The sequence below is a fragment of the Pantoea sp. genome, assembly GCF_028283705.1.
GTDB lineage: Bacteria > Pseudomonadota > Gammaproteobacteria > Enterobacterales > Enterobacteriaceae > Pantoea.
This window is the reverse complement of sequence record NZ_JAPWKD010000011.1, coordinates 52,650-75,457: the sequence shown is the minus strand read 5'-3', so window position 1 is coordinate 75,457 and position 22,808 is coordinate 52,650. Positions and strand designations below refer to the sequence as shown.

22 protein-coding genes are annotated in these 22,808 nt (G+C 57.6%); 9 read left to right on the top strand and 13 right to left on the bottom strand.

Features of this window, described 5'->3' with window-relative positions:
* Positions 1–28: 28 nt before the first annotated feature.
* The gene (locus PW844_RS07480) at positions 29–829 is read left to right on the top strand and encodes a MetQ/NlpA family ABC transporter substrate-binding protein (RefSeq protein WP_208717624.1); all 801 of its coding nucleotides are present in this window, start codon (positions 29–31) and stop codon (positions 827–829) included.
* Between the two features lie 43 nt (positions 830–872).
* On the opposite strand, the gene PW844_RS07475 is transcribed toward PW844_RS07480, so the two are convergent.
* The gene (locus tag PW844_RS07475) at positions 873–2,186 is read right to left on the bottom strand and encodes an MFS transporter (protein ID WP_299449885.1); all 1,314 of its coding nucleotides are present in this window, start codon (positions 2,184–2,186) and stop codon (positions 873–875) included.
* Positions 2,187–2,621: 435 nt separating this feature from the next.
* Between PW844_RS07475 and PW844_RS07470 the strand changes: the two genes are divergently transcribed.
* Positions 2,622–3,797: an MFS transporter gene (locus tag PW844_RS07470; RefSeq protein ID WP_299449884.1), complete on the top strand. Its 1,176-nt coding sequence runs from the start codon at positions 2,622–2,624 to the stop codon at positions 3,795–3,797.
* Between the two features lie 5 nt (positions 3,798–3,802).
* Here the strand turns inward: PW844_RS07470 and PW844_RS07465 are convergent, their stop codons facing one another.
* From PW844_RS07465 to PW844_RS07450, 4 genes are all read right to left on the bottom strand, one after another.
* Positions 3,803–4,714 carry a LysR family transcriptional regulator gene (locus PW844_RS07465; protein ID WP_299449883.1) on the bottom strand — a complete coding sequence of 304 codons (912 nt, stop codon included), beginning with the start codon at positions 4,712–4,714 and terminating at the stop codon, positions 3,803–3,805.
* A gap of 89 nt (positions 4,715–4,803) precedes the next feature.
* Positions 4,804–6,204 carry a cytochrome c gene (locus PW844_RS07460; protein ID WP_299449882.1) on the bottom strand — a complete coding sequence of 467 codons (1,401 nt, stop codon included), beginning with the start codon at positions 6,202–6,204 and terminating at the stop codon, positions 4,804–4,806.
* The gene (locus PW844_RS07455; RefSeq protein WP_299449881.1) at positions 6,201–7,856 is read right to left on the bottom strand and encodes a GMC family oxidoreductase; all 1,656 of its coding nucleotides are present in this window, start codon (positions 7,854–7,856) and stop codon (positions 6,201–6,203) included. Before PW844_RS07455 ends, PW844_RS07460 begins: the two co-directional genes overlap by 4 nt.
* A gap of 30 nt (positions 7,857–7,886) precedes the next feature.
* Positions 7,887–8,453 carry a sugar dehydrogenase complex small subunit gene (locus PW844_RS07450; RefSeq protein ID WP_299449880.1) on the bottom strand — a complete coding sequence of 189 codons (567 nt, stop codon included), beginning with the start codon at positions 8,451–8,453 and terminating at the stop codon, positions 7,887–7,889.
* 290 nt (positions 8,454–8,743) lie between these two features.
* On the opposite strand from PW844_RS07450, the gene PW844_RS07445 reads away from it, so the two are divergent.
* Entirely contained in the window at positions 8,744–9,652 is a 909-nt protein-coding gene (locus PW844_RS07445) for an alpha/beta hydrolase (RefSeq protein WP_299449879.1), read from the top strand.
* On the opposite strand, the gene zinT is transcribed toward PW844_RS07445, so the two are convergent.
* On the bottom strand, positions 9,649–10,296 hold the full coding sequence (gene zinT / locus PW844_RS07440) for a metal-binding protein ZinT (RefSeq protein WP_299449878.1): 648 nt from the start codon (positions 10,294–10,296) through the stop codon (positions 9,649–9,651). The two genes, PW844_RS07445 and zinT, sit on opposite strands and share 4 nt — an antisense overlap.
* A gap of 542 nt (positions 10,297–10,838) precedes the next feature.
* On the opposite strand from zinT, the gene PW844_RS07435 reads away from it, so the two are divergent.
* Positions 10,839–11,144, top strand: a complete 306-nt coding sequence (locus PW844_RS07435; protein WP_299449877.1) for a DUF1471 domain-containing protein — start codon at positions 10,839–10,841, stop codon at positions 11,142–11,144.
* 51 nt (positions 11,145–11,195) lie between these two features.
* Here the strand turns inward: PW844_RS07435 and efeB are convergent, their stop codons facing one another.
* From efeB to PW844_RS07415, 4 genes are read right to left on the bottom strand one after another with little or no spacing between them, the layout of a single operon-like run.
* Positions 11,196–12,461 (bottom strand): iron uptake transporter deferrochelatase/peroxidase subunit, encoded by a 1,266-nt coding sequence (efeB, locus tag PW844_RS07430; protein WP_299449876.1) that lies wholly within the window; start codon positions 12,459–12,461, stop codon positions 11,196–11,198.
* Positions 12,462–12,464: 3 nt separating this feature from the next.
* Entirely contained in the window at positions 12,465–13,679 is a 1,215-nt protein-coding gene (efeO, locus tag PW844_RS07425) for an iron uptake system protein EfeO (protein ID WP_299449875.1), read from the bottom strand.
* 30 nt (positions 13,680–13,709) lie between these two features.
* The gene (gene efeU, locus PW844_RS07420) at positions 13,710–15,278 is read right to left on the bottom strand and encodes an iron uptake transporter permease EfeU (RefSeq protein WP_299449874.1); all 1,569 of its coding nucleotides are present in this window, start codon (positions 15,276–15,278) and stop codon (positions 13,710–13,712) included.
* Positions 15,251–15,511, bottom strand: coding sequence for a hypothetical protein (locus tag PW844_RS07415; RefSeq protein WP_299449873.1), 261 nt, complete (start codon positions 15,509–15,511; stop codon positions 15,251–15,253). The genes efeU and PW844_RS07415 overlap by 28 nt, the downstream gene beginning before the upstream one ends.
* On the opposite strand from PW844_RS07415, the gene PW844_RS07410 reads away from it, so the two are divergent.
* Both PW844_RS07410 and PW844_RS07405 read left to right on the top strand, forming a co-directional pair.
* Positions 15,510–16,103, top strand: a complete 594-nt coding sequence (locus PW844_RS07410; protein WP_299449872.1) for a hypothetical protein — start codon at positions 15,510–15,512, stop codon at positions 16,101–16,103. The genes PW844_RS07415 and PW844_RS07410 overlap by 2 nt on opposite strands.
* A 136-nt stretch (positions 16,104–16,239) precedes the next feature.
* Positions 16,240–17,856: a terminase family protein gene (locus PW844_RS07405; protein WP_299449871.1), complete on the top strand. Its 1,617-nt coding sequence runs from the start codon at positions 16,240–16,242 to the stop codon at positions 17,854–17,856.
* A 72-nt stretch (positions 17,857–17,928) separates the two neighbouring features.
* Here the strand turns inward: PW844_RS07405 and PW844_RS07400 are convergent, their stop codons facing one another.
* Positions 17,929–18,057 carry a hypothetical protein gene (locus PW844_RS07400; RefSeq protein ID WP_299449870.1) on the bottom strand — a complete coding sequence of 43 codons (129 nt, stop codon included), beginning with the start codon at positions 18,055–18,057 and terminating at the stop codon, positions 17,929–17,931.
* Between the two features lie 357 nt (positions 18,058–18,414).
* On the opposite strand from PW844_RS07400, the gene PW844_RS07395 reads away from it, so the two are divergent.
* Positions 18,415–19,032, top strand: a complete 618-nt coding sequence (locus PW844_RS07395) for a glycoside hydrolase family 19 protein (protein ID WP_299449868.1) — start codon at positions 18,415–18,417, stop codon at positions 19,030–19,032.
* Between the two features lie 255 nt (positions 19,033–19,287).
* On the opposite strand, the gene PW844_RS07390 is transcribed toward PW844_RS07395, so the two are convergent.
* Both PW844_RS07390 and PW844_RS07385 read right to left on the bottom strand, forming a co-directional pair.
* On the bottom strand, positions 19,288–19,686 hold the full coding sequence (locus PW844_RS07390) for a thioesterase family protein (protein ID WP_299449866.1): 399 nt from the start codon (positions 19,684–19,686) through the stop codon (positions 19,288–19,290).
* 157 nt (positions 19,687–19,843) lie between these two features.
* Positions 19,844–20,680 carry an acyl-CoA thioester hydrolase/BAAT C-terminal domain-containing protein gene (locus tag PW844_RS07385; RefSeq protein ID WP_299449865.1) on the bottom strand — a complete coding sequence of 279 codons (837 nt, stop codon included), beginning with the start codon at positions 20,678–20,680 and terminating at the stop codon, positions 19,844–19,846.
* Between the two features lie 220 nt (positions 20,681–20,900).
* Here PW844_RS07385 and PW844_RS07380 point away from each other — a divergent pair, with 220 nt between their 5' ends.
* Both PW844_RS07380 and PW844_RS07375 read left to right on the top strand, forming a co-directional pair.
* The gene (locus tag PW844_RS07380) at positions 20,901–21,692 is read left to right on the top strand and encodes an alkaline phosphatase family protein (RefSeq protein WP_299449863.1); all 792 of its coding nucleotides are present in this window, start codon (positions 20,901–20,903) and stop codon (positions 21,690–21,692) included.
* Positions 21,613–22,740: an alkaline phosphatase family protein gene (locus PW844_RS07375; protein ID WP_299449862.1), complete on the top strand. Its 1,128-nt coding sequence runs from the start codon at positions 21,613–21,615 to the stop codon at positions 22,738–22,740. The genes PW844_RS07380 and PW844_RS07375 overlap by 80 nt, the downstream gene beginning before the upstream one ends.
* Positions 22,741–22,808 lie beyond the last annotated feature (68 nt).

Genomic DNA, 22,808 nt, shown 5'->3' with positions numbered 1-22,808 from the left:
CATCAGATGTTTAGAAAGGAACTTCGTTATGAATAAGAAATTAGTCTCCGTATTGCTGGCTGCCTCAGTGACGCTACTCAGCGCCTGCAATAAAGACAGTAACAACAGCGTCAAAGTGGCGATCAACACCGGCCCCGATCAGGCGCTGTGGGATACCGTCAAGCAGGTTGCCCATGACAAGTATCATCTGGATGTCGATGTGGTGGCCTTCAATGACTATGTGCAGCCTAACGAAGCTCTGTTCAACAAAGATGTCGATGCGAATGCCTTCCAAAGCCTGCCTTATCTGGAAATGCAGTCAAAAGAGCGTGGTTACCATTTTGCGGTGATCACCAACACCTTTGTTTTCCCCATCGCTGGCTATTCACGCAAAATCAAATCGTTAAAAGATCTGCCTGATGGTGCCACTATCACTATCTCTAACGAAGCCACCACCCTCGGACGCAGCCTGCTGTTGTTGCAGGCCCAGGGGCTGATTAGCGTGAAACCCGAAGCTGGTCTGCTGCCAACCACACTGGATATCACCGCTAACCCGAAAAACCTTAAATTTGTTGAAGTGGACACACCGCAGCTGGCTCGTACGCTTGATGATCCGCAGGTTTACGTTTCCATCATCAATAATAACTTCGCGGCGCTGGCGAATCTCTCCGCCTCACGTGATGGCATGTTTATGGAAGGAAAAGCGTCCCCGTATGTGAACGCGATTGTGGCGCGTGAAGATAATAAAGACAGCCCGAATATTCAGAAGCTGAAAGAAGCGTTCCAGTCACCGGAAGTGCTTAATAAAGCTAACGAAATTTATAAAGGCGACATCATTAAAGGCTGGTAATTTTATGGCGGCGCAATTTATTGCGCCGCCATAGCCGATGCAGTTAATGCTTATACGTTGCGAGTTTATCCTGCTGCATATCCCCCAACCCTTCTGAAGGTTTCAGGTCACAGGCTTTGGGCAGCGTGGTGGTCAGCAGACCGGCTACCACCAGCGAACCCGCCAGCCAGCAGACCGCGACATTCTGTCCATAAAGCATGGTCATAATCCCGACCAGATAAGGCCCGCAGAATCCTCCCAGGTTACCGAGGCCATTGATCACCCCGCGCGCGCTGCCCGCAACTTCCGGCGCGGCAATGCGGCCAGGAATTGACCAGAACGGGCTGGTCGCAGCCTTCAGGAAGAAACCACACACCACTAGCGCGATGTAGGCCGCCACCACGTTGCTGTGCAGGATCACCGAAGCCAGCAGCGCCGCCGCAAAGCAGAACAACGACACCATCACCCACAGACGACGTTTGCCAGTGCGGTCGCTTAACCATGAAATCGCATAAATACCCAGAATGGTCGCGACAAACGGCAAGGCCGCCAGCAAACCAATACCCGCCATATTCGATCCGGTCAGGTTTTTCAGAATACTCGGTAACCACAGGGTGTAGCCGTAATCCCCGGTTTGATAGAAGAAATTCAGTGCCACCAGCTTCATCAGGCCCCGGTTGCGAAACACCGCTTTTAAAGGGGCTTTGGTCACTGACGCGACGGCACGCACCGCCGCACGTTCACGTCCCAGCTCACCGAGCAACCAGGTTTTTTCCTTCTCAGGCAACCAGCGCGCTTCTTCCGGACGGTCGCTGACCACCAGCCACCAGATCAGCAGGATCACCGCCGATAACAAGCCTTCAATAATAAACAGCCAGCGCCAGTCCAGTACATTGATGATGTAGCCGGAGATCGGTGCGGTAAACATGCCGCCTAGCGGAGCAAACATCATCACGAAAGCATTGGCACGACCCAGCTCTTTCTCGGGGAACCAGTTACTCACCATGGTTAAGACCACGGGTAACATCCCCCCTTCCGATACGCCCAGTACAAAGCGTAACGCCAGCAATTGATAGTGATTGGTGACAAAACCGGTAGCGATGGAGACCAGCGTCCAGGCAACCAGCGACCAGGCGATAAAACGTTTACCGCTGCCGTTCACCGCCGTCCGGCCACCCGGTACCTGCAAAAACAGATAACCGATAAAGAAAATACCGCTGACGATACCTGCCATCTGGCTGGTGATTGCCAGGTCCTGATCCATACCACCAGGCAGCGCAAAGCTGATATTGACGCGATCCATGAAGGAGACGATGCAAACGATCAAAATCGGCGCAATAACGCGATACCAACGTGTTCCGGGAATACGGTCCTGCATAATGCCCCCTTCGTGTAGATTCGTTGTTCTGCTATCTATTAAAGAGAGTCTGGATATTATTTTTGCGATCTGAATCACTGCAAATCGTGTTAAGGAAAGCTGTTACACACAGCGTGATGTGGCGGTGGAAAGCGCGTGGTTAAACGCCCGGCGAGAGGCGGGAACAAAATAAAACAACCTGACAGCACGCGTTCCGGCTGCCTTTCACACGCAGAATCAGCGCTCTATCACAGGAGTTGTAACATCAGGTTGTAACAACAATGTTGCATTTGCTCATCAACACCCATCGATAGTTGAATTTATGTCTCCTCAGTAACATCCAGAGGCCTGTTTCCCCGCAGCTAAAAGTTAAGGATGATATCCACCCCGGAAAGGTCAGGTTCCATATTCCGCTTTCCCTTTATTTCATTTGCGATTTTTTCGTAAGGGTGTTCTATGCAAAATAAAAGCACATTGCTTTTACTGGCTCTCTCTGTCGCCGTATTTGGCGTGATAACCACAGAAATTGCGATTATTGGTTTGCTGCCAAAATTAGTTTCACAACTTCATGTTACACCCACTCAGGTCGGTTTTTTGGTGAGCATCTATTCGGTAATTGTCGCGATTACCGGTCCGTTTATTACGCTGCTGTTATCCGGTTTTAATAAGAAAAAAGTATTATTGAGCATTCTGGGCGTGTTCATTATTTCCAACCTGATTTACGCCACTACCGATATATTTAATCTGATGCTGTTGTTCCGCATCCTGCCCGCTCTCGCCCATGCGGTGTTCTTCGCCGTAGCGCTGGTGGTTGCCGCCAGTTCGGTGCCCAAAGAACAAGCCGCGCATGCCACCGCCCGTGTATTTGCCGGTGTCGCGATCGGTCTGGTGCTGGGCGTACCGCTCAGTGGGTTAATTGCCGATCATATTTCTCTGGCTGCGGCTTTTTATTTCGGCGCTGCCGCCTGCATGCTGGCCTTTGCTGGCGTGTTGTTTCTCATGCCTTCCATGCCCGCCACACAGAAAGTATCGTTCGCCAGCCAATTATCGGTATTACGTAACGGTAAATTGTGGCTCACTATCGCCACCGTGACGTCAATATTCGCCGCCATGTTTTCCAGCTTCAGTTATGTCGCCGATTATCTGTCAAACATTACGCAACTGCATAACAATGCCATCAGCGCGATGCTTATTTTATTTGGTGCGTGTGGTTTTATCGGCAATTTCGTCTTTAGCCACTTTTTGCAGAAAAATGTGGTAAAAACCACCCACCTCTACCCGGTGTTATTTAGCGTGATTTTTCTGCTAGTGTGGTTATTTGGTTTCTCACCGCTCAGTATGTGTCTGCTGACGGTTTTCTGGGGAGCGTTCCATTCCTCGGGATTAGTGATCAGTCAGACCTGGCTGATGCGCGAAGCCAGCAAAGCGCCGGAATTCGCTAACAGCCTGTATATGTCTTTCTCAAATCTGGGCATCACCATCGGTTCGCTGACGGGCGGCTGGTTTATTGCGCACCTCGGCACCCATGCTGTGGTGCTGAGTAGCGTGATTTTCACCGTTCTGGCGCTGTTAAGCATCGTGATAAAACATCGAGCCGACCACGCCAGCGTGCTGGTAAAGGAACTGGCGTAACCTGATTAATCCAGCAAGCCGTCTTCTGCCGCTTTCACCAACGTATCCACCACATAACGGATGCGCGGCAGCAGCTGACGGCTTTTCGGCCACAACGCACTGATGGGCACTTCCCCGCCGGAATGCCCGGAAAGCACCTCACGCAACTCACCACTGGCCAGATATTTTCCTACCAGCCACAACGGTAACTGCGCCAGCCCACATCCGGCTAATGTTGCCGCCAGCATGGCATCCCCATCCGCCAACTCATGCGTCGCGGGCGGGGTAAAACGCAGCATCTGTCCGTTGCTTTGTTTCAGCAGCCACGAAATAGGCTGATTACGACGGAAACCGACCACACACTGGTGTTGGTTGAGTTCGGCAGGCGCAGCCGGTTCCCCCTGACGTTGCAGATAATCCGGCGCAGCACAAATCACCAGCTTCTGCGTGGTCAACCTGCGCGCTACCAACCCACTGCTATCCGCCAGCTCACCAATGCGGATCACCAGATCAATGCCTTCATCAATCAGGTCAACAAAGCGCTCGCTGAATGTCACCGTCAGCGCCAGCTCCGGGAAGTCATGCGTAATTTGCAGCAGAATAGGCAGAATACGTTGCCGCCCAAAAGCGGCCGGGAGATCGACGCGTAATCTGCCCGCAGGTTGCGAAATATGGGACGTCAGCTCGGCCTCGGCCTGCTCCAGGATATCGATGGCACTCTGGCAGCTGGAGAGAAAACGTTCACCATCCGGTGTCAGGCTGAGTCTGCGCGTGGAGCGCTGGAAAAGCCGCAGCCTGAGCCGCTCCTCAAGGCGACTGACGCTTTTACCCACCGCTGATTTGGTTAATCCCAGCCGTTCAGCCGCCGCCGTGAAGCTACCTAATTGCGCCGTGGTAACGAAGGCGGTGATGCTGCCGAGATGATCTGTTTTCCGCATAAGCGTGCGTAATTCCTCTTTATCCAGTGCCGGGATAAAAACATGTAATCATAAAAAAGGCCAGGGTATTAGCCTGGCCTGTCGCATGATTACTGCGCTTTCGCTTTTCGTCGCAGCAGGCAAATGATGCCGATAATCGCCAGCACCAGGATAATCCCCCCGATGATGGCTGGCATCATCAGCGGTTGCAGGCGCGCAAGCAGTGGCGGATGGCCACCTTTACGAACCCAGGCAACATCTCCGGCAGTGACAGTCACATTCGGATTGCCGTAGTTTTTCAGCACAAAGTTACTGATATCTGCCACCTGCTGATCGTTCAACTTATCAACATACGACGGTGAGCTAAAGCCTGGCATCAGCACCTGATGATCGGCGGTATCACGTTGCACGCCAAACAGAATCGCAGCAATCAGGTTGTTCGGATTGCGCATGCCCGTGGCGGTATTGTGGAACAACGATGGATAAGCCTGATTGGCGCTGCCCGAGCCATCAGGCTGATGGCAACTGGCGCAATTGCCGCTAAACAGTGCCTCACCGTTGGTCAGGGAGAGATTGGCGTTGTTGGGGTTGCGACCACGTACGCTATTTTCGATATCCATCGGTGCGCCCCAGCTGTAGGCCGGTTGCGTTTCACCCTGATCACGAATCGGTGCCGTGCCTTTCAGGTAAACCGCAATGGCGTGCAGATCGCTATCCGGCAGATATTGCAGGCTATGCTCAACCGCTTCTGCCATCCCGCCTGCCGCCTGATTTTTACCCGCGGCACGACCGGTTTTCAGGTACTGCACCAGCTCGTCATCACTCCAGCCACCGATACCGCTCACCGGGTCTGAGGTGATATTTGGCGCATACCAGCTACCAAGCGGTCCGCCAGCCAGCGGACGATCCTGTTGCTCCTGCATCAGGAAACCACGCGGTGTATGACAGGTATTACAGTGCGCCAGGCCGTTAACCAGGTAGTTACCCCGATTCCACTCCGCACTTTTGCTGCCATCGTTTTGCCACATTTTGTCGTTAGCAAACATCATGTTCCAGAAACGCATGCTAAAACGCAGGCTGAACGGGAATGGCAGATCCGTCTGCGGATTATGTTGCTCGACAGCGGGTACACCATGCATCAGGTAATAATACAGGGCGTGCAGATCCGCATCGGTCATCATGCTGTAGGAGGTATAAGGCATCGCCGGGTACAACTGTGCGCCATCAGCCCGTACACCATGCCGGACCGCAGCCGAGAACTGGGCTTCGGTATAATCCCCGATACCACTTTTGGCTGGCGTGATGTTGGTGGCATAAATCACCCCCATCGGTGAAGCAATACCATAACCTCCGCTGAACGCGGTTTTACTCCCCGGCGCGGTATGGCATGCCTGGCAGTCTGACGCAATGGCAACCTGTTCACCCTGCTTCAGCAGGTTGGTATCAAGGGAATCAGCCTGCGCGCCAAAGGTGACCAAAGCCGCAAAGCCGGTGACAATGAGCGTTTTCATGCCATTGTCCTCATCCGCTGGGCGATATCCTGGGCCGCTTTCAGGCCCAGCGCCGCCATCGTCAGGGTACTGTTGACCACGCTTGCGGAAGGGATCGCCCCACCACCCGGCAGCCACAGGTTTTCGTGATCAAATGCCCGGCAGTTACCATCCACCACCGCGTCTTTGCCGCTTTTACCCATGATCACGCCACCCATAATATGGTTGTTGGCATTCAGTCCTTTACTGATGGCGAACTCCTTGCCATTAAACAGCTGACCGATATGTTCCAGCTGGGCGTGGGAAACTTCAGCGCCTTTACGCACGTAATCGCCGACATCGTAATAGATATCCGGGCAAGGCAGGCCATGCGGGTCGTTGCGGGTTTTGCTTAGGGTCAGACGGTTTTCCGGGTCTGGCAGCGGTTCGAGACTGATAGAAATATCGACACTGTGGATCGAGCGGTAACGGATTTCCTCATCCAGCGCTTTCCCGACCAGCCCTTTCTTCAACGCCTGCTGCGTCGCAGAAACTACGCGTGAGATATTGTTAAGAATCATTTTGTTAGCAGAATAATCGCGGCGGAAGTCGCCATCACGATAGCCCACCATGCAGCTGCTTTGTGCCGGGCCACGACCCAGCCACACCGGTTCTTCGGTCAGGAATGAACAATGGAAGCCGGAGTGGTCCATCATGTTGCGTCCCACCATATCCGAACCATTGGCAATACCATTCGGGTTGCCGCCGTTCGCCGCCATCAGCAGCAGACGTGGCGTTTCAATACCGTTGCAGGCCAGCGCAAACGCTTTGCCGGTGGCTTTATGTGACGCGCCGGAGCTGTCTTTCCAGTGCACGGCTGTCACGCGGTTATTACCGTCGGTATCAATTTTGTAAACCACGGCTTCGGCCAGCACCACGGCACCGGCACGCTCCGCACGTTCGATATGGTGGATACCGTTGTACATCGCTCCGATCGGGCAAATGGGTTGGCAGTTATTGTTCCCACAACAGGTAGGACGCCCCTGCCACGGCCGCGTGCTGCGTCCCTGGGGGATGGGTACCAGGTTGTAACCATGCGGGTTAACCACGCTGGCAAAATAATTATCACCGTGGGCGAAAGGCACCATATCCATCGGGTAAGGCTGGCTACGCTCCGACGGCGATTGCATCGCCACATTGTTCGGACCTGCCACGCCAATTTCGCTTTCCGCACGGCAATACCAGGGTTCCAGCTCGTCATAGCTGATTGGCCAGTCGCGACCCACGCCATATTTTGACTGCATCACAAAGTCGCTGGGGTGATGACGCCAGCACGATGCCGCCCAGTGCCAGGTCGTGCCACCAACGGTGCGCAGGTAACCCTGCTGAAAGCTGCCAGCATCCGGACCGGTAACATTCACATAATTATTCGGTGGGAAGTAGAGCGGTGCCGGGGCAAATTTAGATTGCGGATATAACCCCTGAAAATCAGAGCCAGCACGGTTTGCAAATGGCATGTTGCGCCAGTTTTCTACTGCCTGTGCACGATCAATACGTAAACCTGCTTCCAGTACCAGTACGGAATAGCCCTGGCTGACCAGCTCATTCGCCATCAAGCCACCCACCACGCCGGAGCCAACAATAACAATGTCTGCTGCAGCATCACCCTGCGCAGAAAAAATCGGTTTTTTCATGATTTTCGTCGTTTTTTATGAAAGGGAAATTTATAGCGAGTCAATCAGACTGCTGTGCTCATCCGGAATCGGTGCGGTCCACCAGATCGGACCGTTACCACAATAAGTCGGCACGATCAGGCCATCGCTGACGGTTTGATACATCAGCGCCTGTTTATAAGCGACCAGGGTGCCGTGGTAGTCATTCCCCACCGTACCGGTGTACCAGGCGGTAACGATTTGGTAGAGGAAATCGTGCAGACCGGCTTTATCGGCCTGATCCAGCAACTGCTGCGCGCTCATGCCGGGTTGCAGCAGCCGCGCCAGCTGGGTCAGACGCGGGCCAAACTGCGCATCACGTTGACTGAATGCCTGAAAAAAACGCGCGGCCAGCACAGTATCCAGATGCTTATGTTCGGTGATGGCCTGGGAGATGCTGATGAACTGCTTCACTGCATCGCTGGCACTGAGGACGCTGGCGGCGAAAGCCCTGCCCGGCAGGGTGGCGACCGCGCCGGTGAGCGTCAAACCAAGGGTCGCAAAGAGAAATTCTCTGCGGGTGGAACCGGTTCCATTTTTGGTTACAGAAACGGTTTCAGCCGGAATTTGTCGTTTCATGGGTTACCTGATGTTAATGCGAAAGGAACAATAAAGTTACGGGTAACATCCTACCGGTTAAGTTTCAAAACTGTTATCAGGTTTTTATAAAACACCTCATATTCGCAGGGAGAATAGCACTAAATGATAACCTATTGTGAAATCGATTAATTAACAAGCAACGAATGAGTAACAAATAAGTACCACAATCAATCCGCGATTCATTTTGTTACACAGCGAGCTGAATACTTCATCTTTTCTCCCGGATTGTATGGCGGGATAGAGGTTTAGCGCATTAACAAGGAGTTGCTATGGATCGTCGCCACTTTCTGACCGGGCTTGCTGCCAGCGTTTTCGTTGCGGGGCATACCCGGTTGGCTTTCGCCGCACCGACAGTTTCACGCTCGGTCATTCCCCTGTGGCAGGGGGAACCGCCCGGCGGTGGCGGGCCGACTGGCAACCTGATCATTTCCGCAACCGGTGCTCAGCGCAATATCACCCTGCCCACCCTGACGGTGATCAGGCCTGCGGTTCCGCGTGGTCAGGCCGTGCTGATTGCTGCGGGCGGTGGCTATAAACGAATTGAGATGGGTAAAGAGGCGTGGCCTGCCGCTGAGTGGCTGGTAGCACACGGTATCACTGCCTATGTACTTAGCTATCGTCTGCCGGGTGAAGGATGGAAAGATGGCAACAGGGTTTCACTACAGGATGCGCAACGGGCGCTGCGGATGGTACGGAAACGCGAAAAACAGGTCAGCGTATTGGGCTTTTCGGCGGGCGCTCACCTTCTCGGGCTGGCCTCAACCCGCCCTGATTTTCCTTCCTATGCCCCACAGGACGATCTCGATCAGCTGCCAGCCCGTGCTGACCGGGCTGCACTGATTTATCCCATCATCACGCTTGAGCAACCCTACACCCACACCTCCACCCACCGGATTTTGGTTGGCCCGCATGCATCCGCCACCGAGAACGCCGCCTGGTCAGTGCAAAATTATGTGCGTCCTCAGTCACCGCCTTTTTTTCTGGTACAGGCAGAGGATGACCCGGTATCAAACCCTGAAAACACCCTGATCATGGAACACGCCTGTGAACGACAGCACGTTGCCGTTGAGTTACATCGTTACAGCCGGGGCGGGCATGGCTTTGGTATGGGACGGCCCGGCACCCCTACCGTGGCGTGGCCGGGCCTGTATGAAAAGTGGCTATCGCGTTTGGTTTAGTGGTGCAACATCTCGTCCACCACTTCAGCCTTTTGCATCTGCCACGGATAGTAAGTCGGCCAGTTGTCCATTTCCTTCAGCAACGCCTCCTGTGAGGTGTTGCCCATAAAAATATGAAAATGGGACGACTGACGTGGGCCGATGATGTGATCGCTGAACTGAACATATTTGGGAGCGTGGCTGGCGGCATCCTGGCAGCTAAATAGATAACGTACGCCTTTCTTGCCCGAGGCATAGGTCAGAATTTTGTGCCCATCATAGGCGTAATGGCAGGAACTGGATTGATCGCCGATATGGAACTCCATCACCCCATTTTCAATACCAATGGTATCTACGTTGGTGGCATAGCCTTTGCGGTAATACTCTTTGATCTGGGCGAAGGTTTTGCTGTTGTCCTTCTCCACTTTTTTGCGCAGCACCGGGTCGAGGTCGCCATTAAGCAGCAAAGGGTAAACCGACTGCCACACCCCTTCCCAGTTCGATAACGTTCTGTCCTGCACGTCATGATCAGCAAACACTCCATCCGCCGCCTGCTGCTCCTTTTGCGTCAGGGGCTTACCATGCGCATGATCGCCATGTGAAAACGCCTGAACGCTGATGGTCATAAGTCCCAGAGATAACGCTATTTTTTTAAATTTACCCATCACAACTGCACTCTCCATTGGTCAAAATGGAAATGTTATATCATAACAATTTGTAACGCAAAGTTTACTCAGACACATCATGCTGGCTGAGGAAAAGACGGATAAAAAGCGCCGCATAACAGGCAGGGCCTAAAAAAAAGCCCAAATTCATTTTGGGCTAATCGGACGTAGAGAATGTTTATTATGATGTGGCATGGAGAAATATTTACATACTTCTCATCAGGCAAACCCACATTAAACCAATGCTTAACAACTTATTTATAATATGGTGCGAAGTGATGTTATTGGGCGCTGTCGCCGCCGCTAATTGTAATCAAATGAAAAAATATTCGCACAAAGTTAATTGAGTTGTGGCAGAAGGTTGCTTGCGTGTTAATTAGCAGTTAAAGCTAAAAGTCATCCGGCTAAAAGGTATTTATTATTCCTAACGGTGGTGATTACCTGCCGTGCGCAACCGTCGATTTTTATCAACGAAGATTAAACGACAACAACCCGATACCATACGTATAACTGGCTTAACAGTAGCGTTTGAGGAGTCAGATATGAAAGCATTAGTGAATGACATCATTTCCATTTTTACCGAGAAGACAATTAATCCGGTACTGGTCCGCTCAGGATTATCTCACCGTGAAATTGCGTCGATCCACCCCGTAGGCGTGACCAGCGTGAGCTGGGTGACATCAATGGAAGAACTCAACGACGCCTTTGTGAAAAAGGCCCTGGAAGCCGGTGCAGTGGGTTACCACATCACCAATGTGGATTCCCATAAACCCGGCAATGATGGTCAGCATGTGATGGCGGCCACCGCAACGCTGTATCACATCAATGACAAAGTGGCATATGGCTAACGCGCGTGAGACACATCGCCAGGTACGCATCCCCTGGCGATGTGTCGTTATTTAGCTGAATAACTCAGCGCCAATATAGGAACCTTCAGCCGGTGCCGGTGGAATAAAGAAAATGCCGGAACCAATATGTGAAATATATTCATTCAGCGCATCTGCCGCGCCCAGTTTGGCCTGTAATGTTTCAAAGTGCGCCGGATCATTCTGATAACTGATAAACAGCAGCCCCGCATCCAGCAAGCCAAGGTTATTAAGACCATCGGTATAATTGTAGGAACGACGAAGTATCCGAATTCCCTTGTTATTCTCATGCGCGGCCAGGCTGATATGCGCCGTTGCCGGAATAACGAGTTCTCCGCTTTGATCTTTCACTGCAAAATCAGGCTGATCAAACTCTTTGTGCCCGCTGAGCGGCGCGCCAGAAAGCTTATGGCGTCCAAACACATTGTTTTGATCGCTGACGCGGTCGGTATCCCAGTTTTCAATGTGCATGCGAATCTTCCGCACCACCTGGTAAGTACCCTGCTGCTGCCAGGCCGGGCCATCATCTTTGATCCACACATGCCGGTTAAAATCGGTTTTTTCGGTGATATTGCGCGTGCCGTCTTTGAAACCAAACAGGTTACGCGGCGTGGATTGCCCTTTCCCTGCCGAGGCGCGACCAAAGCCCAATACCGACCAGCGTGTGGCCGCTGTCCCTGTCGATTTGGCGATACGTGCCAGGTTGCGTACCGCATGGTAAGCCACCTGAGGGTCATCCGCACAAGCCTGAATGGAGAGATCACCGCCAGTCAGTTCCGGGCTGAAGTTGTCGCTTGGCAGCTGAATCAACTCACGCATCAGCGCAGGCTTTTTATCCGCCAGCCCCATCGCTTCACTGAAAATACGCGGCCCCAGGCCCACGGTGACGGTCAACGAGGCGGGTCCCAGATCCATCGCTTCGCCGGTATCATTGCCCACGCCGCTGGTGCGGGTCGGTTCTACCTGACCAATGGTTTCACCACGCATCATTTGCGCAATGGCGGATGACCAGCGTGCCAGCAAAACCTGCAAATCACGCGGATTGTGCGAGGTTAAATCAAAGGTCATAAACATAATATGACGCTGCGGTGGCGTCTCAATGCCCGCCTGACCCGCAGTGCCATAAAAAGCATGCTCACGAGAAAGATCAACACGATCCTCAGGGTTGTGGATCGCTTCATTCTGTCCATGCGCTACACTGATGGCCGGAACAGCCAGCGCACTGGCCACCGCCCCTTTCAGCAAATCGCGTCGGGTGAAATTACCGGCCTCCCTGGCCGGTTTTGACTTATCGCTCATCGATTATTTTCCGCTGGTTGCGACTTTTTCAGCGATTTTTGATAAAGGTTCCTGCAACGCCTGCACCGCACGGCTCAGTTTTGCGCCATCGGAAGCTTTCAGCTCGGCGGTGTAGTATTTGTACCCCCCCGGAATCGCTGGATCGCGGTAGGTTTCCAGTAACGCATGCACGGCAGCAAACTGCTCGCTCACGCGTTTGGTCAGGTCGGGATCGATTTTTTCCAGACCCGGTTTCAGGAAGGCAAATGCCTGCTCGGCACCCTCGATATCACCGGCGAAATCGATCAGATCAAGATGGCTGAACGCTTCTTCTTCCCCGCTGATTTTGGTGCTTTGCACTTCTTCCAGCAGATCCGCGGCGCCGTTCGCCAGGTCTTCCGGTTTGAAGTTGATGGATTTGATCAGTTTGTCCAGTTTGCCGACATTGGCCTGCAGTTCCGCCGCAGTTTGCTTCGTTTCTGCAGTGATAGCGCCTTTCTCAAACAGGTCGCGTTCAATCGCATGGAAACCGTGCCAGCCCACTTTCGGATCGAGGTTAGACGCGCGCATATCGATCAGATAGTCGAGGTTGCCCGCATTATCGGTGGCTTTAAAGCCCGGCAACACGAAACCACTGACATCAGATTCGATACGTTCATAGAAGGGACGCGCTTTGGCGTAGTCAGCTTTGGCTTTTTCCAGGTCGCCCGCGTCGATATCCGCCTTCAAACGATCGACCGCCACCACCATGGCATCGACCACGCCGCTGACATAAGCGCCATAACCTTTCGCACCTTCGTTAAGTAAGGTCGCCGCGCTACCTGATGGTGCCGCCGCACTCTTGCCCGTCACGGTGAAGTTAGTCAGCTCCTGCTTCGCGCCGGGGCAATAAATCTGATAAGTGCCACCGTCCAGCGTCAGGGTGAATTTCACCGCTGGCAGGCCCGGTGCCAGATTTTCTTTTTCACCCAGAATACGGTTGTCGCTCAGCAACTCCAGCTCAGTCAGTGACGTCGCAGTTTTGTTCACGACGGTAAAGGTAACCGGGCCCGCTTTCGCGGTGGTGTGGTCGATATGGCAGGTGCCATCGCCTTCACTGGTCATGGTGATATTGACCTGCGAAACACCGTTTTTCACAGGTGCCTGCGTTGCGGCCTGCGCATCAACCGAAAGCAGCAGAGCCGCGGAAATCCCTGCCGCAATGAGCGCGTATTTTTTGGTGAACGGTTTTGTCTTCATCGTGCCTTCCTGTTTGTTTTTCAGGCAATGTCATTGGTGAGTTGAACTGTCCAGCAGTCCCTGTTTGCTGCGTCCTCGGGCACGATCACCTTTTAGCCGTCTGAACTGACGACTGGCTGAGAAAAAGCAGGTGAAGGCCAGAATGGCAAAAAGCGAAGGTAAAATAACGGCCCAGAAGTGGTAGACATCCTGCGCAGCCACCGCATCACGCAGGCGCTGCTCGATATCCTGTGAAAACGCCGGGCTGATCTGCCAGTCACAGCCCGCTTCTGCATTGCGGGCGCGGGCGCTGATGGTACGGGGCGATTGCAGGCCACTGCCGGATAACGTGATATAGGTTGATGAGTGCGATTCGGCGGTCACCACCACGCCACGCAGCATGGTGGCATCCACGCTGCAATTCACCGTCCATTTCGCCTGATAAGGGCCGGGATGCTGCGCCGGGCTTAATCCCACCGGAATGCGGTTGCCATAGGCTTCCATCACCTGGTCCAGTGTCAGTGGCGAGCTGGCATCGGCTGGCTCATAGCTGTAATCCGCCTGCCACTCCTGCTTACCCGAAGTGGTGACTTTGCTTAACTGATCATCAGGCACCGTCAGCGCTGCGGCAGGTAGCCCCTCAAGGGTAACGGCAAACTGGGGTTTGCCTGTAGCAGGCTGGCTACTGATATGGCCCACGGTTTGCTGCGAAGTGCGACTCACCAGCGGAATTTCATCAGGGATATCGGCATTCGGTGCCGGATAAACCAGGAACAGCAGCAGAGCGGTGAGCGCCAGGCCTGCTCCGGTCACGGCGGTGAATTGCGCCGCACGTTTGGGTGCCGGTCGCAGGTGTGCTGGCCAGTAGATCAGTGCCGCAACTGCGACGATGTAAATCAGCCAGCCAGCAAACTCCACCAGTCGGGGATCGGCCGGAATACCGAGCACGCCGGTGATCAATGCAGACTGAATCGTACCCGGCGTCACCAGCCAGGTGAGGTCAGCAACGCGCTGCTGCCCCGCATTCAGCCAGCCCGCTTCATGGGCGCTGCGTAAGGCGGAGATGATTAATCCGGCGGCAACCAGAATCAGGAACAGACCCGTAAAACGGAAGAAACGGGACAGATTGATACGAATCCCACCGGCATAAATGCCCCATCCCACCAGAATTGCCACCAGCAAGCCCAGAATCGCACCAACCGCCGCCCAGATTGCCGATTGCGAGGCAGAAAAGGTTGCCAGTAAGAAGACGCTGGTCTCGAACCCTTCTTTCAGCACCGACAAAAAGGCCATGCTTGCCAGCGCCATCGCACTGGAACGGGTGATCGCCTCTGCAGCTTCGGTTTCAAGCTGACGCTTCAGGTTGTGAGCATGGGAGTTCATCCACATCACCATGCCAGTAACAAAGAACACCGCAACCAGGCCGATAATGGATTCCATCATCTCCTGACGCGCCTGCGGTAAGGCATTCTCAGTCAGGTTCAGCACAAAACCGACAGCAAGGGAAAGAATGACAGCACATACCACGCCCACCCACATGGCAGTCAGTGGTTTGCCATTTTTGCGTAAGAAAGCGGCGATAATACCTACGATTAATGCAGCTTCAAGACCTTCGCGCAATGCGATAATGAACGTCGCGGCAGGCAGAGAGCCTGATTTGGCGCTTTGAACGAGCGCCCCGCAACACTGCCTTCTGCCTTCTGCCTTCTGCCTTCTGCCTTCCGCCTTCCGCCTTCCGCGCCGGTGACCGCCAGTGCCTTGGCGGAACGCTGCACCTTGATGAAAAACCAACACCCTTGTTGCCGTTCCCGCCCGCCGGCTCTGCCGCGGCGCTTGCCATGCGAGATTTTCATGCGCGACCTCGATAGTTTCGACACGACGCTGTTCGGCGCGTGGCCGCAGACTGCCGCCTATGACCCTGGCGGCGGTTCCGGCTGGAGTGCCGAGCACTGCCGGCTGGCGGTGGAAACGGTCTTTCTGGAAACCAAGTCGGGCGACCCGCAGCAGCAGTTGCGGGCGCTGCTCAACGACATGACCGCCGAAATGCGCGCCCAGTTCGACCTGTTCAAGAGGCTGCGCACGGCGGCCGAAGCGGTGAGCCAGGGCGATGACGAGGCGGCCGCCAGGCTGGCGCGCGCCGATATCAAGGCCGCGGTGGATGCCATGTCGCTGATCATCCGCACCCTGGAAAAGATCGACGCGCTGCAGCGGCAGATCGTTCGCGACCAGGAGCTGGAGAGCGAGCGCAATGCCGACGAGACCGGATATGAGGCCGCCAAGGCGCGGCTTCTCGTCATCATCGAGCAGCGGGTCAACGACCGTGTCGAGGCCATTCTCGCCGGGCGGGGACGCGATGGCGCCGAAAATACCGACGCCACAGGGCCGCCAGGCGCCGATGGTCTTGGCGGCGGGGTAAATGCCGTCGCCGGTGACAGGGGCGGGTAGGCGGCAGGCGCCGACTGCGGCAGAGGGGCGATCTTGCGCCGAAAGGCACGATGCCGCTTCTGCAAAGTGTGAGGCAGCATGAATGCGACACGCTTTTGGCGCGGCACGGACCTTGCGAACCGGCAGGAGCCTACTCATGGCGCAGACGCGCCGCGGCCGGCTTTCCGGGGCAGGCCTCCGGATAAAAGACGATACCGACGCGCTACGGTCCTCAGCCATGTCCGGGCCTTGGCCCCCTGCGAGCCGCCTGCCGTACGGGCAGAGATCGGCGCCGCTCGGGCGGCTGTCCGTGCTGAGGCTGCAGCGGCATTTGCGGACCTTCGACGCGCTGCTGAAAAACTACGTCCGGTTGATGGCGGCGCTGGACGAGGCCCGTCGAAACATGGCGGCCGCCACTCAGCCGGGGCGAACGGCCGCCGCCGCATTCAGCCGCGAGACGAAGGCGAGGGCTGGTACTCTGGCAGACGAACCTTCCGCCGCGCCGCCGGCGACGGCCGACACGCTCGCCGCCACCCTGGATATCCTCGCCCAGACGCCCCGCTCCGACCGCGACTGGGACATCGTCGGCCGCGACTATCAAAAACCGCCGCCGGGACACTGGCACAGCTGGCTGCTGCTCGGCGGCCGCGGCTCCGGCAAGACGCGGGCCGGGGCCGAATGGGTGCATGGGCTGGCGAGTGCCGGCGAGCGTTCGAACCTGCGCATCGCGCTGGTCGCCGAAACGCTGGGCGATGCCCGCGAGGTGATGATCGACGGCATCTCCGGCATCTGCCGGATCGCCCGGCGCAAGCGCCCGGAGTTCGAAATCTCCCGCCGCCGGCTGGTCTGGCCGAACGGCGCGGTGGCGCAGATCTTTTCCTCCGAAGATCCCGAAAGCCTGCGCGGCCCGCAGTTTCATTTCGCCTGGTGCGACGAGCTGGCCAAATGGAAATACGCCCAGGATACTTTCGACATGCTGCAGTTCGGCCTGCGCCTCGGCGCCGATCCCCGCCAGCTGGTGACGACGACGCCGCGGCCGGTACCGCTGTTGAAAAGCCTGATGGCCGACGCCGGCACGGTGGTGACGCGGCTGTCGACACTGTCCAATGCCGGCAATCTGGCGCCGGGTTTCATCGCGGCACTGGCCGCCCGCTATGGCGGCACGCGGCTCGGGCGCCAGGAGCTGGACGGCGAGCTGATCGAGGACCGCGAGGACGGGCTGTGGAAGCGCGATGCGATTGCCGCCCTGACGCTGAAATTCACCGGCGCCTTGCGGCGCATCGTCGTGGCCGTCGATCCGCCGGCCTCGGCCGGGCCGGAGGCCTGCTGCGGCATCGTCGTCGCCGGCCTCGAAGCCTCGGGCCGGGCGGTGGTGCTGGCCGACTGTTCGGTGGAAGGCGCAAGCCCGGCCGCCTGGGCCCTGGCCGTCGTCAAGGCCTATCGCCGCTTCGACGCCGACCGCATCGTCGCCGAGATCAACCAGGGTGGCGACATGGTGACGGCGATGCTGCGCAGCGTCGATGCCAATCTGCCGGTGACGACGGTGCGGGCGACGCGCGGCAAGTTCTTGCGGGCCGAGCCGGTGGCGGCGCTCTACGAGCAGGGCCGCGTCGGCCATGCCGGCCGGTTTTCGGCGCTGGAAGATCAGATGTGCGATTTCGGACCGGACGGATTGTCGTCGGGCCGCTCGCCCGACCGGCTCGATGCGCTGGTCTGGGCCTTGACGGCGCTGATGCTCGAAGGCCTCAGCGAACCGCGGGTGCGCGGCGTCTGACGTGGTGCGCTCGCCAGACCGCGGCCCTGGGCCGCCGGTCGGGCGTGCCGCGGTCCGCTCCGGCTGAGGGGATCAGCCGCGGGCTGGCTGGGTGACAGGCTTGGGTGCCGGTTCGCGGCCCTGCATCTGCCGCCATTCGTTCTCGTGGCGCTCAAGCAGGTGCTGCGGAACGGTCTTGGTGGACAGGGCGGAATTGGACATCGTGGACCTCGTTTGACGTTGACAGGGCGCATAACGTCGCTGCGACGACAATGGTTCCACATGACAAAGCAATTGTAAATCAGCTGCTTACTCGCTTTAAACGATTGAAATTATTTTAAAACGATTAAAATTGTGGAGGAAAGCCGGCGGCGCGTTTCGGCCGCGGAAATATCCCAAGGTTGCATCGAGAAGCCGGATGCAATTTCGAATCGGACGTGGTTTAATCCGCGTTGCACCGGCGATGACGGCTGTCCGTTTTCAGGGCAGTTCGACGACAAAGAGGAACTGCGGTGCCCTTCCGGCGCCGACAGTGGCGACGCTTTGGCCCCTGGCAAGGCCGGGGCATGGGGAGGGCGCATGACCATCAACCGCGACTTTTTCTTCGACCATCTTCGCGAAAAACTGTTTCCGAACGGCCTCGTCCAATCGCAGCTCGACGGCCACAATGCTTTGCTCGACGCCTGGGAAAAGGAATATGCCGGCGAGGACGACCGCTGGCTCGCCTATATCCTGGCGACCGCCTACCATGAATCGGCCCACACGATGCAGCCGGTGCGCGAAACGCTGGCCAACAGCGACCTGCAGGCGGCGCAGCGGCTGGAGGCGGCGTGGAAGGCCGGCAAGTTGCGCTGGGTCCACGATCCCTATTGGCGCCAGGACGCCAGCGGCAATTTCTGGTTCGGCCGCGGCCTGGTGCAGCTGACCTTCAAGACGAATTATCAGAAGCTCGGGCATGCCATCGGCGTCAATCTGGTTGCCAATCCGGCGCTGGCGCTGACCATGACTGTGGCGATCGACGTCATCTTCTACGGCATGCTGAACGGCAGTTTTACCGGCCACAAGCTGGCGAACTATTTTAACCGGAGCACGGCGGATTGGGTCAACGCCCGCAAGATCATCAACGGCCTCGACCGCGCCGACGCGATTGCCGGTTACGGAAGGGGATATTATGCGGCGCTGAGCTATACGGTCTAGGCGCTGCCGGGCAAATTTTGAGCCGAAAGGAATTGGCTGGCATGCCCGAACGATGGGGTCGATCGAGCGCAGCCGGCATCATCACCGGGAAACGAAATACGCGCCCTCGAGGTTTGTCCCCGGCGTTGCGGCCGCCGCCCACGACAGCCGCGAGGGAGGGGAGAATGGCGCCGAACCTTAACAGCGGTTGCCATTTGCAAAAGGCTTGCCCACCAGGCAGGGATGACCCACCAGCACCCGACGAAACTGCCAGCCTCAGTCCGGTAAAAATTTCCGGACGATCTCGCGGGCGAGCCGCCGGGGCTTGCGGGTGGCGGCGTCGATGCAGCACCAGGAACTGACGACCTCGGCCGAGACATCCTTGCCGCGCTTGAAGATCGTCTTGAACGAGGCGCGCGAGCCGCGGGTTTCGGTGGCCGTCACCAGGGCGTCGACGTCGTCGTCGAGAAACAGCGGGGCGCGATAGGTGATCTCATGCTTCAGCGCCACCCAGAGCAGGCTGGCGCGGGCTTCGAGCGGCGCGATGTCTTTCCAGTAGTTGACGATCGTTTCCTGCACCCATTGCAGGTACACCGCATTGTTGACATGCCCCATGTGATCGATGTCCCCGGGGGAAATCGTGATGTGATGCGCAAATGTCGGCGGAACGTGCATGGACATTTCCTATAGGTGGGGATAGCCGCAGGCGATTCAATACCGGCAGCGCCGTCATGGCAAGCGTTTCATCAGCCCGCGGCTATCGGGCGCGGATATCGGGCGGCAAAAAGCCGGCTATGCCCCGGATCGTCGCATGAAGGCTGTCGGTCGGCTGTTACAGCAACGCCAGCACCTGCGGCCAGGCGGCTTGTCCGAGCCGCGCATCGGCCGCGTCGCTGCCACCATGGGCATGGGCGATCGACCGTGGGGTTTTCTCGCCGGGAAACAGGACGCGGTGCCCGGCCTCTGTATCGGCTATCAGCGCCACCGGCCTGCCATGGTCGGTTCGGCGCCTGGAAAGAGCCTGCGCAAAATGCGCGCTTGGCCAGACCGCGTCGTCTCCTCCGGCAATGAGCAGAATATCCGCTGCTGCCGCTTCGATCGGGATTTCGCTCCGGTCGTCCCTGGAATGGCGGAGGCAATGCTCGAAGAGGCCGCGGAAAGACACCAAGTCCTGCCGATAGGCCGGCGCGTAGCCGGGGATGAAAGGCACGAAATCGAGCGGCACGCCGCCGAAGGACCAGGAGGACCGTTCCGGCCAGGCGATCCCGTCGATGCCTGGGCCGATATTGCCCCAGACGACCGATGACGGGTTGATGGCGACGACAGCATTGACGCGTGGATCGCGGATGGCCGTCAGCAGTGCGGCTTCGGCCCCCTTGGAGGTGCCGACGAAGACGATGCGCCGGCAGCCGATCGCCATCATATGGTCCGTTGCAGACACGAACGTCTCCAGCGGGATTTCACAGATGCCAGGCGCTTGGCCGGTGCCGCCGAACCATTGCAGCGCCAGGGCTCGGGTGCCGGCCTCGGCAAACAGCTGGGCGCGGCCGACATCCACCCTGCCGCTGGAGCCGCCAAGGACAACGACGCCGGTCGTGGCGGCGCCGGGTCCGACAACCAGTTCGCCGCGAACCTCGCCTTCGAGCTTTTCAACCACGGTGTCGATCATGCCAGGTTTCCTTGCAAGCCGATCGGGAGACGTCGTGTTCAGCACAATATGCCATATGGCTGCTGCTTTGAACATCGTCCGCCCTGTCAAGGCCGCCGCAGCGCCAGCGCCGGCCGACCGCGTGCATCCGAACGCACCTCCGTGGCCGAAGCCCGGATTGTCACGAAACTGTCAAGCAGCGGGTCTAGCGTCGCCGGCATTCGGATGCTTGGAGATTGCTATGACGTTGAAACTTATGTCTGCCCTGCTGGCTGCGGGCGTTGCCGGCCTCACCACCGCGTCCGCTGCGACGGCGGCCGACCAGCCGCACAATGTCATCCTGTTCGTCGCCGACGGACTGCGCAGCCCTGTTGTCGACGACACGACGGCGCCGAATATGGCGGCAATCGCCCGCAACGGCGTCTACTTGCGCAACAGCCATTCGCTGTTCCCGACCTTTACCACCGCCAATGCCTCGGCCATGGCCACCGGCCATATGCTCGGCGACACCGGCGACTTTTCGAACACCATCTATACCGGCTTCCAGGTGCCCGGCGCCGGCAAGAGCCTGACGCCGTTTCTCGAAAGCGATCCTGTTCTCGGCGATGTCGACGAGCATTTTTCCGGCAATTATCTGAACGAGGCGACCATCCTGCAGCTCGCCCGCGAAAAAGGGTTTTGGCACCGCCTCGATCGGCAAGCTCGGCCCGGCGCTGATCTTCGACCATACCGAGCGGACCGGCGAAAAGACGGTGCTGATCGACGATTCGACCGGGACCGAAAAGGGCATTCCGCTGTCGGCCGAAACCCAGGAGCGGCTGAAGGCGGCCGGCCTGCCGCTGGCGACCCCGGCGCGCGGCCCGAACGGCAAATCCGGCGATTTCCAGACCGCCGGCACCAAATCGGCCAACACCATCCAGCAGGATTATTTCGCCGCCGCCGCCACCCGCGCCGTGCTGCCGGAACTGGCCGACAGGCACAAGCCCTTCGTCATGGTCTTCTGGTCGCGCGACCCCGACGGCACGCAGCATAACCAGGGCGACAGCCTCGGCAAGCTGGTGCCCGGCATCAACGGCCCGACGTCGCTTGCCGCCATCCGCAATGCCGACGACGATCTCGGCCGTTTGCGCGCCGCGCTGCAGGAGCAGGGGCTGGCCGACACCACCGACATCATCGTCACCGCCGACCACGGCTTTTCGACGATCTCCAAGCAGAGCCAGACCAGCGAGGCGGCCAAGGCGAGCTATGCCGACGTGACGCCCGGCCTGCTGCCGGTCGGGTTCCTGGCGCTCGACCTGTCGAAGGCGCTTGGCCTGCCGCTGATCGATCCCGACCAGGACTACAAGCCGATCGACGCCGGCCAGCATCCGAAGGGCGGCGACGGCCTGATCGGCGGCGACAAGGATCATCCCAAGGTGGTGGTCGCCGCCAATGGCGGCTCCGACCTGATCTACCTGCCCGACGGCGACAAGGCGATGGCCAAGAGCGTCGTCGACGCGCTGCTCGCCCAGGATTATGTCAGCGGCATCTTCGTCGCCAAGTCGCTCGGTTCCTTTCCGGGCACTTTGACGCTCGACGACATTGCGCTGGAAGGCACGGCGGTGACGCCGATGCCGGCGATCGCCGTCAACTTCCGCTCGTTCTCGACCATCTGCGGCCAGCCGGAACGCTGCACCGCCGAGGTTGCCGACAGCGGATTGCAGCAGGGCCAGGGCATGCACGGCTCGTTCAGCCGCGCCGACACCTGGAATTTCCAGGCGATGATCGGCCCGGACTTCAAGACCGGCTTTACCGATGCCGCCCCGACCAGCAATGCCGACGTCGGCAAGACCATCGCCAGCATTCTCGATCTTCCGACCGAGGACAAGGGCAAGCTGGTCGGCCGCGTCCTATCGGAGGCGATGAAGGGCGGGACGATGCCGGAGGTGGCAGCCAAGATGCTGGTGTCGGCGCCGGCCGCCAATGGCCTGAAGACCATCGTCGACCTGCAGACGGTCGGCGACACCCGGTATTTCGACGCCGCCGGCTTCCCCGGCCGCACTGTCGGCCTGACCGTTTCGGACGGGGCTTCGACGAACTGAGGCGGTTTGAAGCCGCGTTCCGGATGAAAGCGGCAGCCCTCGGGCTGCCGTTTTCGTCAAGGCGGGGT

What these genes read in the sequence shown, in the direction of transcription:
- PW844_RS07480 (WP_208717624.1), top strand. Translation starts at nt 29, where the DNA reads ATGAATAAGAAATTAGTCTCCGTATTGCTGGCTGCCTCAGTGACGCTA.
- PW844_RS07475 (WP_299449885.1), bottom strand. Translation starts at nt 2,186, where the DNA reads ATGCAGGACCGTATTCCCGGAACACGTTGGTATCGCGTTATTGCGCCG.
- PW844_RS07470 (WP_299449884.1), top strand. Translation starts at nt 2,622, where the DNA reads ATGCAAAATAAAAGCACATTGCTTTTACTGGCTCTCTCTGTCGCCGTA.
- PW844_RS07465 (WP_299449883.1), bottom strand. Translation starts at nt 4,714, where the DNA reads ATGCGGAAAACAGATCATCTCGGCAGCATCACCGCCTTCGTTACCACG.
- PW844_RS07460 (WP_299449882.1), bottom strand. Translation starts at nt 6,204, where the DNA reads ATGAAAACGCTCATTGTCACCGGCTTTGCGGCTTTGGTCACCTTTGGC.
- PW844_RS07455 (WP_299449881.1), bottom strand. Translation starts at nt 7,856, where the DNA reads ATGAAAAAACCGATTTTTTCTGCGCAGGGTGATGCTGCAGCAGACATT.
- PW844_RS07450 (WP_299449880.1), bottom strand. Translation starts at nt 8,453, where the DNA reads ATGAAACGACAAATTCCGGCTGAAACCGTTTCTGTAACCAAAAATGGA.
- PW844_RS07445 (WP_299449879.1), top strand. Translation starts at nt 8,744, where the DNA reads ATGGATCGTCGCCACTTTCTGACCGGGCTTGCTGCCAGCGTTTTCGTT.
- zinT (WP_299449878.1), bottom strand. Translation starts at nt 10,296, where the DNA reads ATGGGTAAATTTAAAAAAATAGCGTTATCTCTGGGACTTATGACCATC.
- PW844_RS07435 (WP_299449877.1), top strand. Translation starts at nt 10,839, where the DNA reads ATGAAAGCATTAGTGAATGACATCATTTCCATTTTTACCGAGAAGACA.
- efeB (WP_299449876.1), bottom strand. Translation starts at nt 12,461, where the DNA reads ATGAGCGATAAGTCAAAACCGGCCAGGGAGGCCGGTAATTTCACCCGA.
- efeO (WP_299449875.1), bottom strand. Translation starts at nt 13,679, where the DNA reads ATGAAGACAAAACCGTTCACCAAAAAATACGCGCTCATTGCGGCAGGG.
- PW844_RS07410 (WP_299449872.1), top strand. Translation starts at nt 15,510, where the DNA reads ATGCGCGACCTCGATAGTTTCGACACGACGCTGTTCGGCGCGTGGCCG.
- PW844_RS07415 (WP_299449873.1), bottom strand. Translation starts at nt 15,511, where the DNA reads ATGAAAATCTCGCATGGCAAGCGCCGCGGCAGAGCCGGCGGGCGGGAA.
- PW844_RS07405 (WP_299449871.1), top strand. Translation starts at nt 16,240, where the DNA reads ATGGCGCAGACGCGCCGCGGCCGGCTTTCCGGGGCAGGCCTCCGGATA.
- PW844_RS07400 (WP_299449870.1), bottom strand. Translation starts at nt 18,057, where the DNA reads ATGTCCAATTCCGCCCTGTCCACCAAGACCGTTCCGCAGCACCTGCTT.
- PW844_RS07395 (WP_299449868.1), top strand. Translation starts at nt 18,415, where the DNA reads ATGACCATCAACCGCGACTTTTTCTTCGACCATCTTCGCGAAAAACTG.
- PW844_RS07390 (WP_299449866.1), bottom strand. Translation starts at nt 19,686, where the DNA reads ATGCACGTTCCGCCGACATTTGCGCATCACATCACGATTTCCCCCGGG.
- PW844_RS07385 (WP_299449865.1), bottom strand. Translation starts at nt 20,680, where the DNA reads ATGATCGACACCGTGGTTGAAAAGCTCGAAGGCGAGGTTCGCGGCGAA.
- PW844_RS07380 (WP_299449863.1), top strand. Translation starts at nt 20,901, where the DNA reads ATGACGTTGAAACTTATGTCTGCCCTGCTGGCTGCGGGCGTTGCCGGC.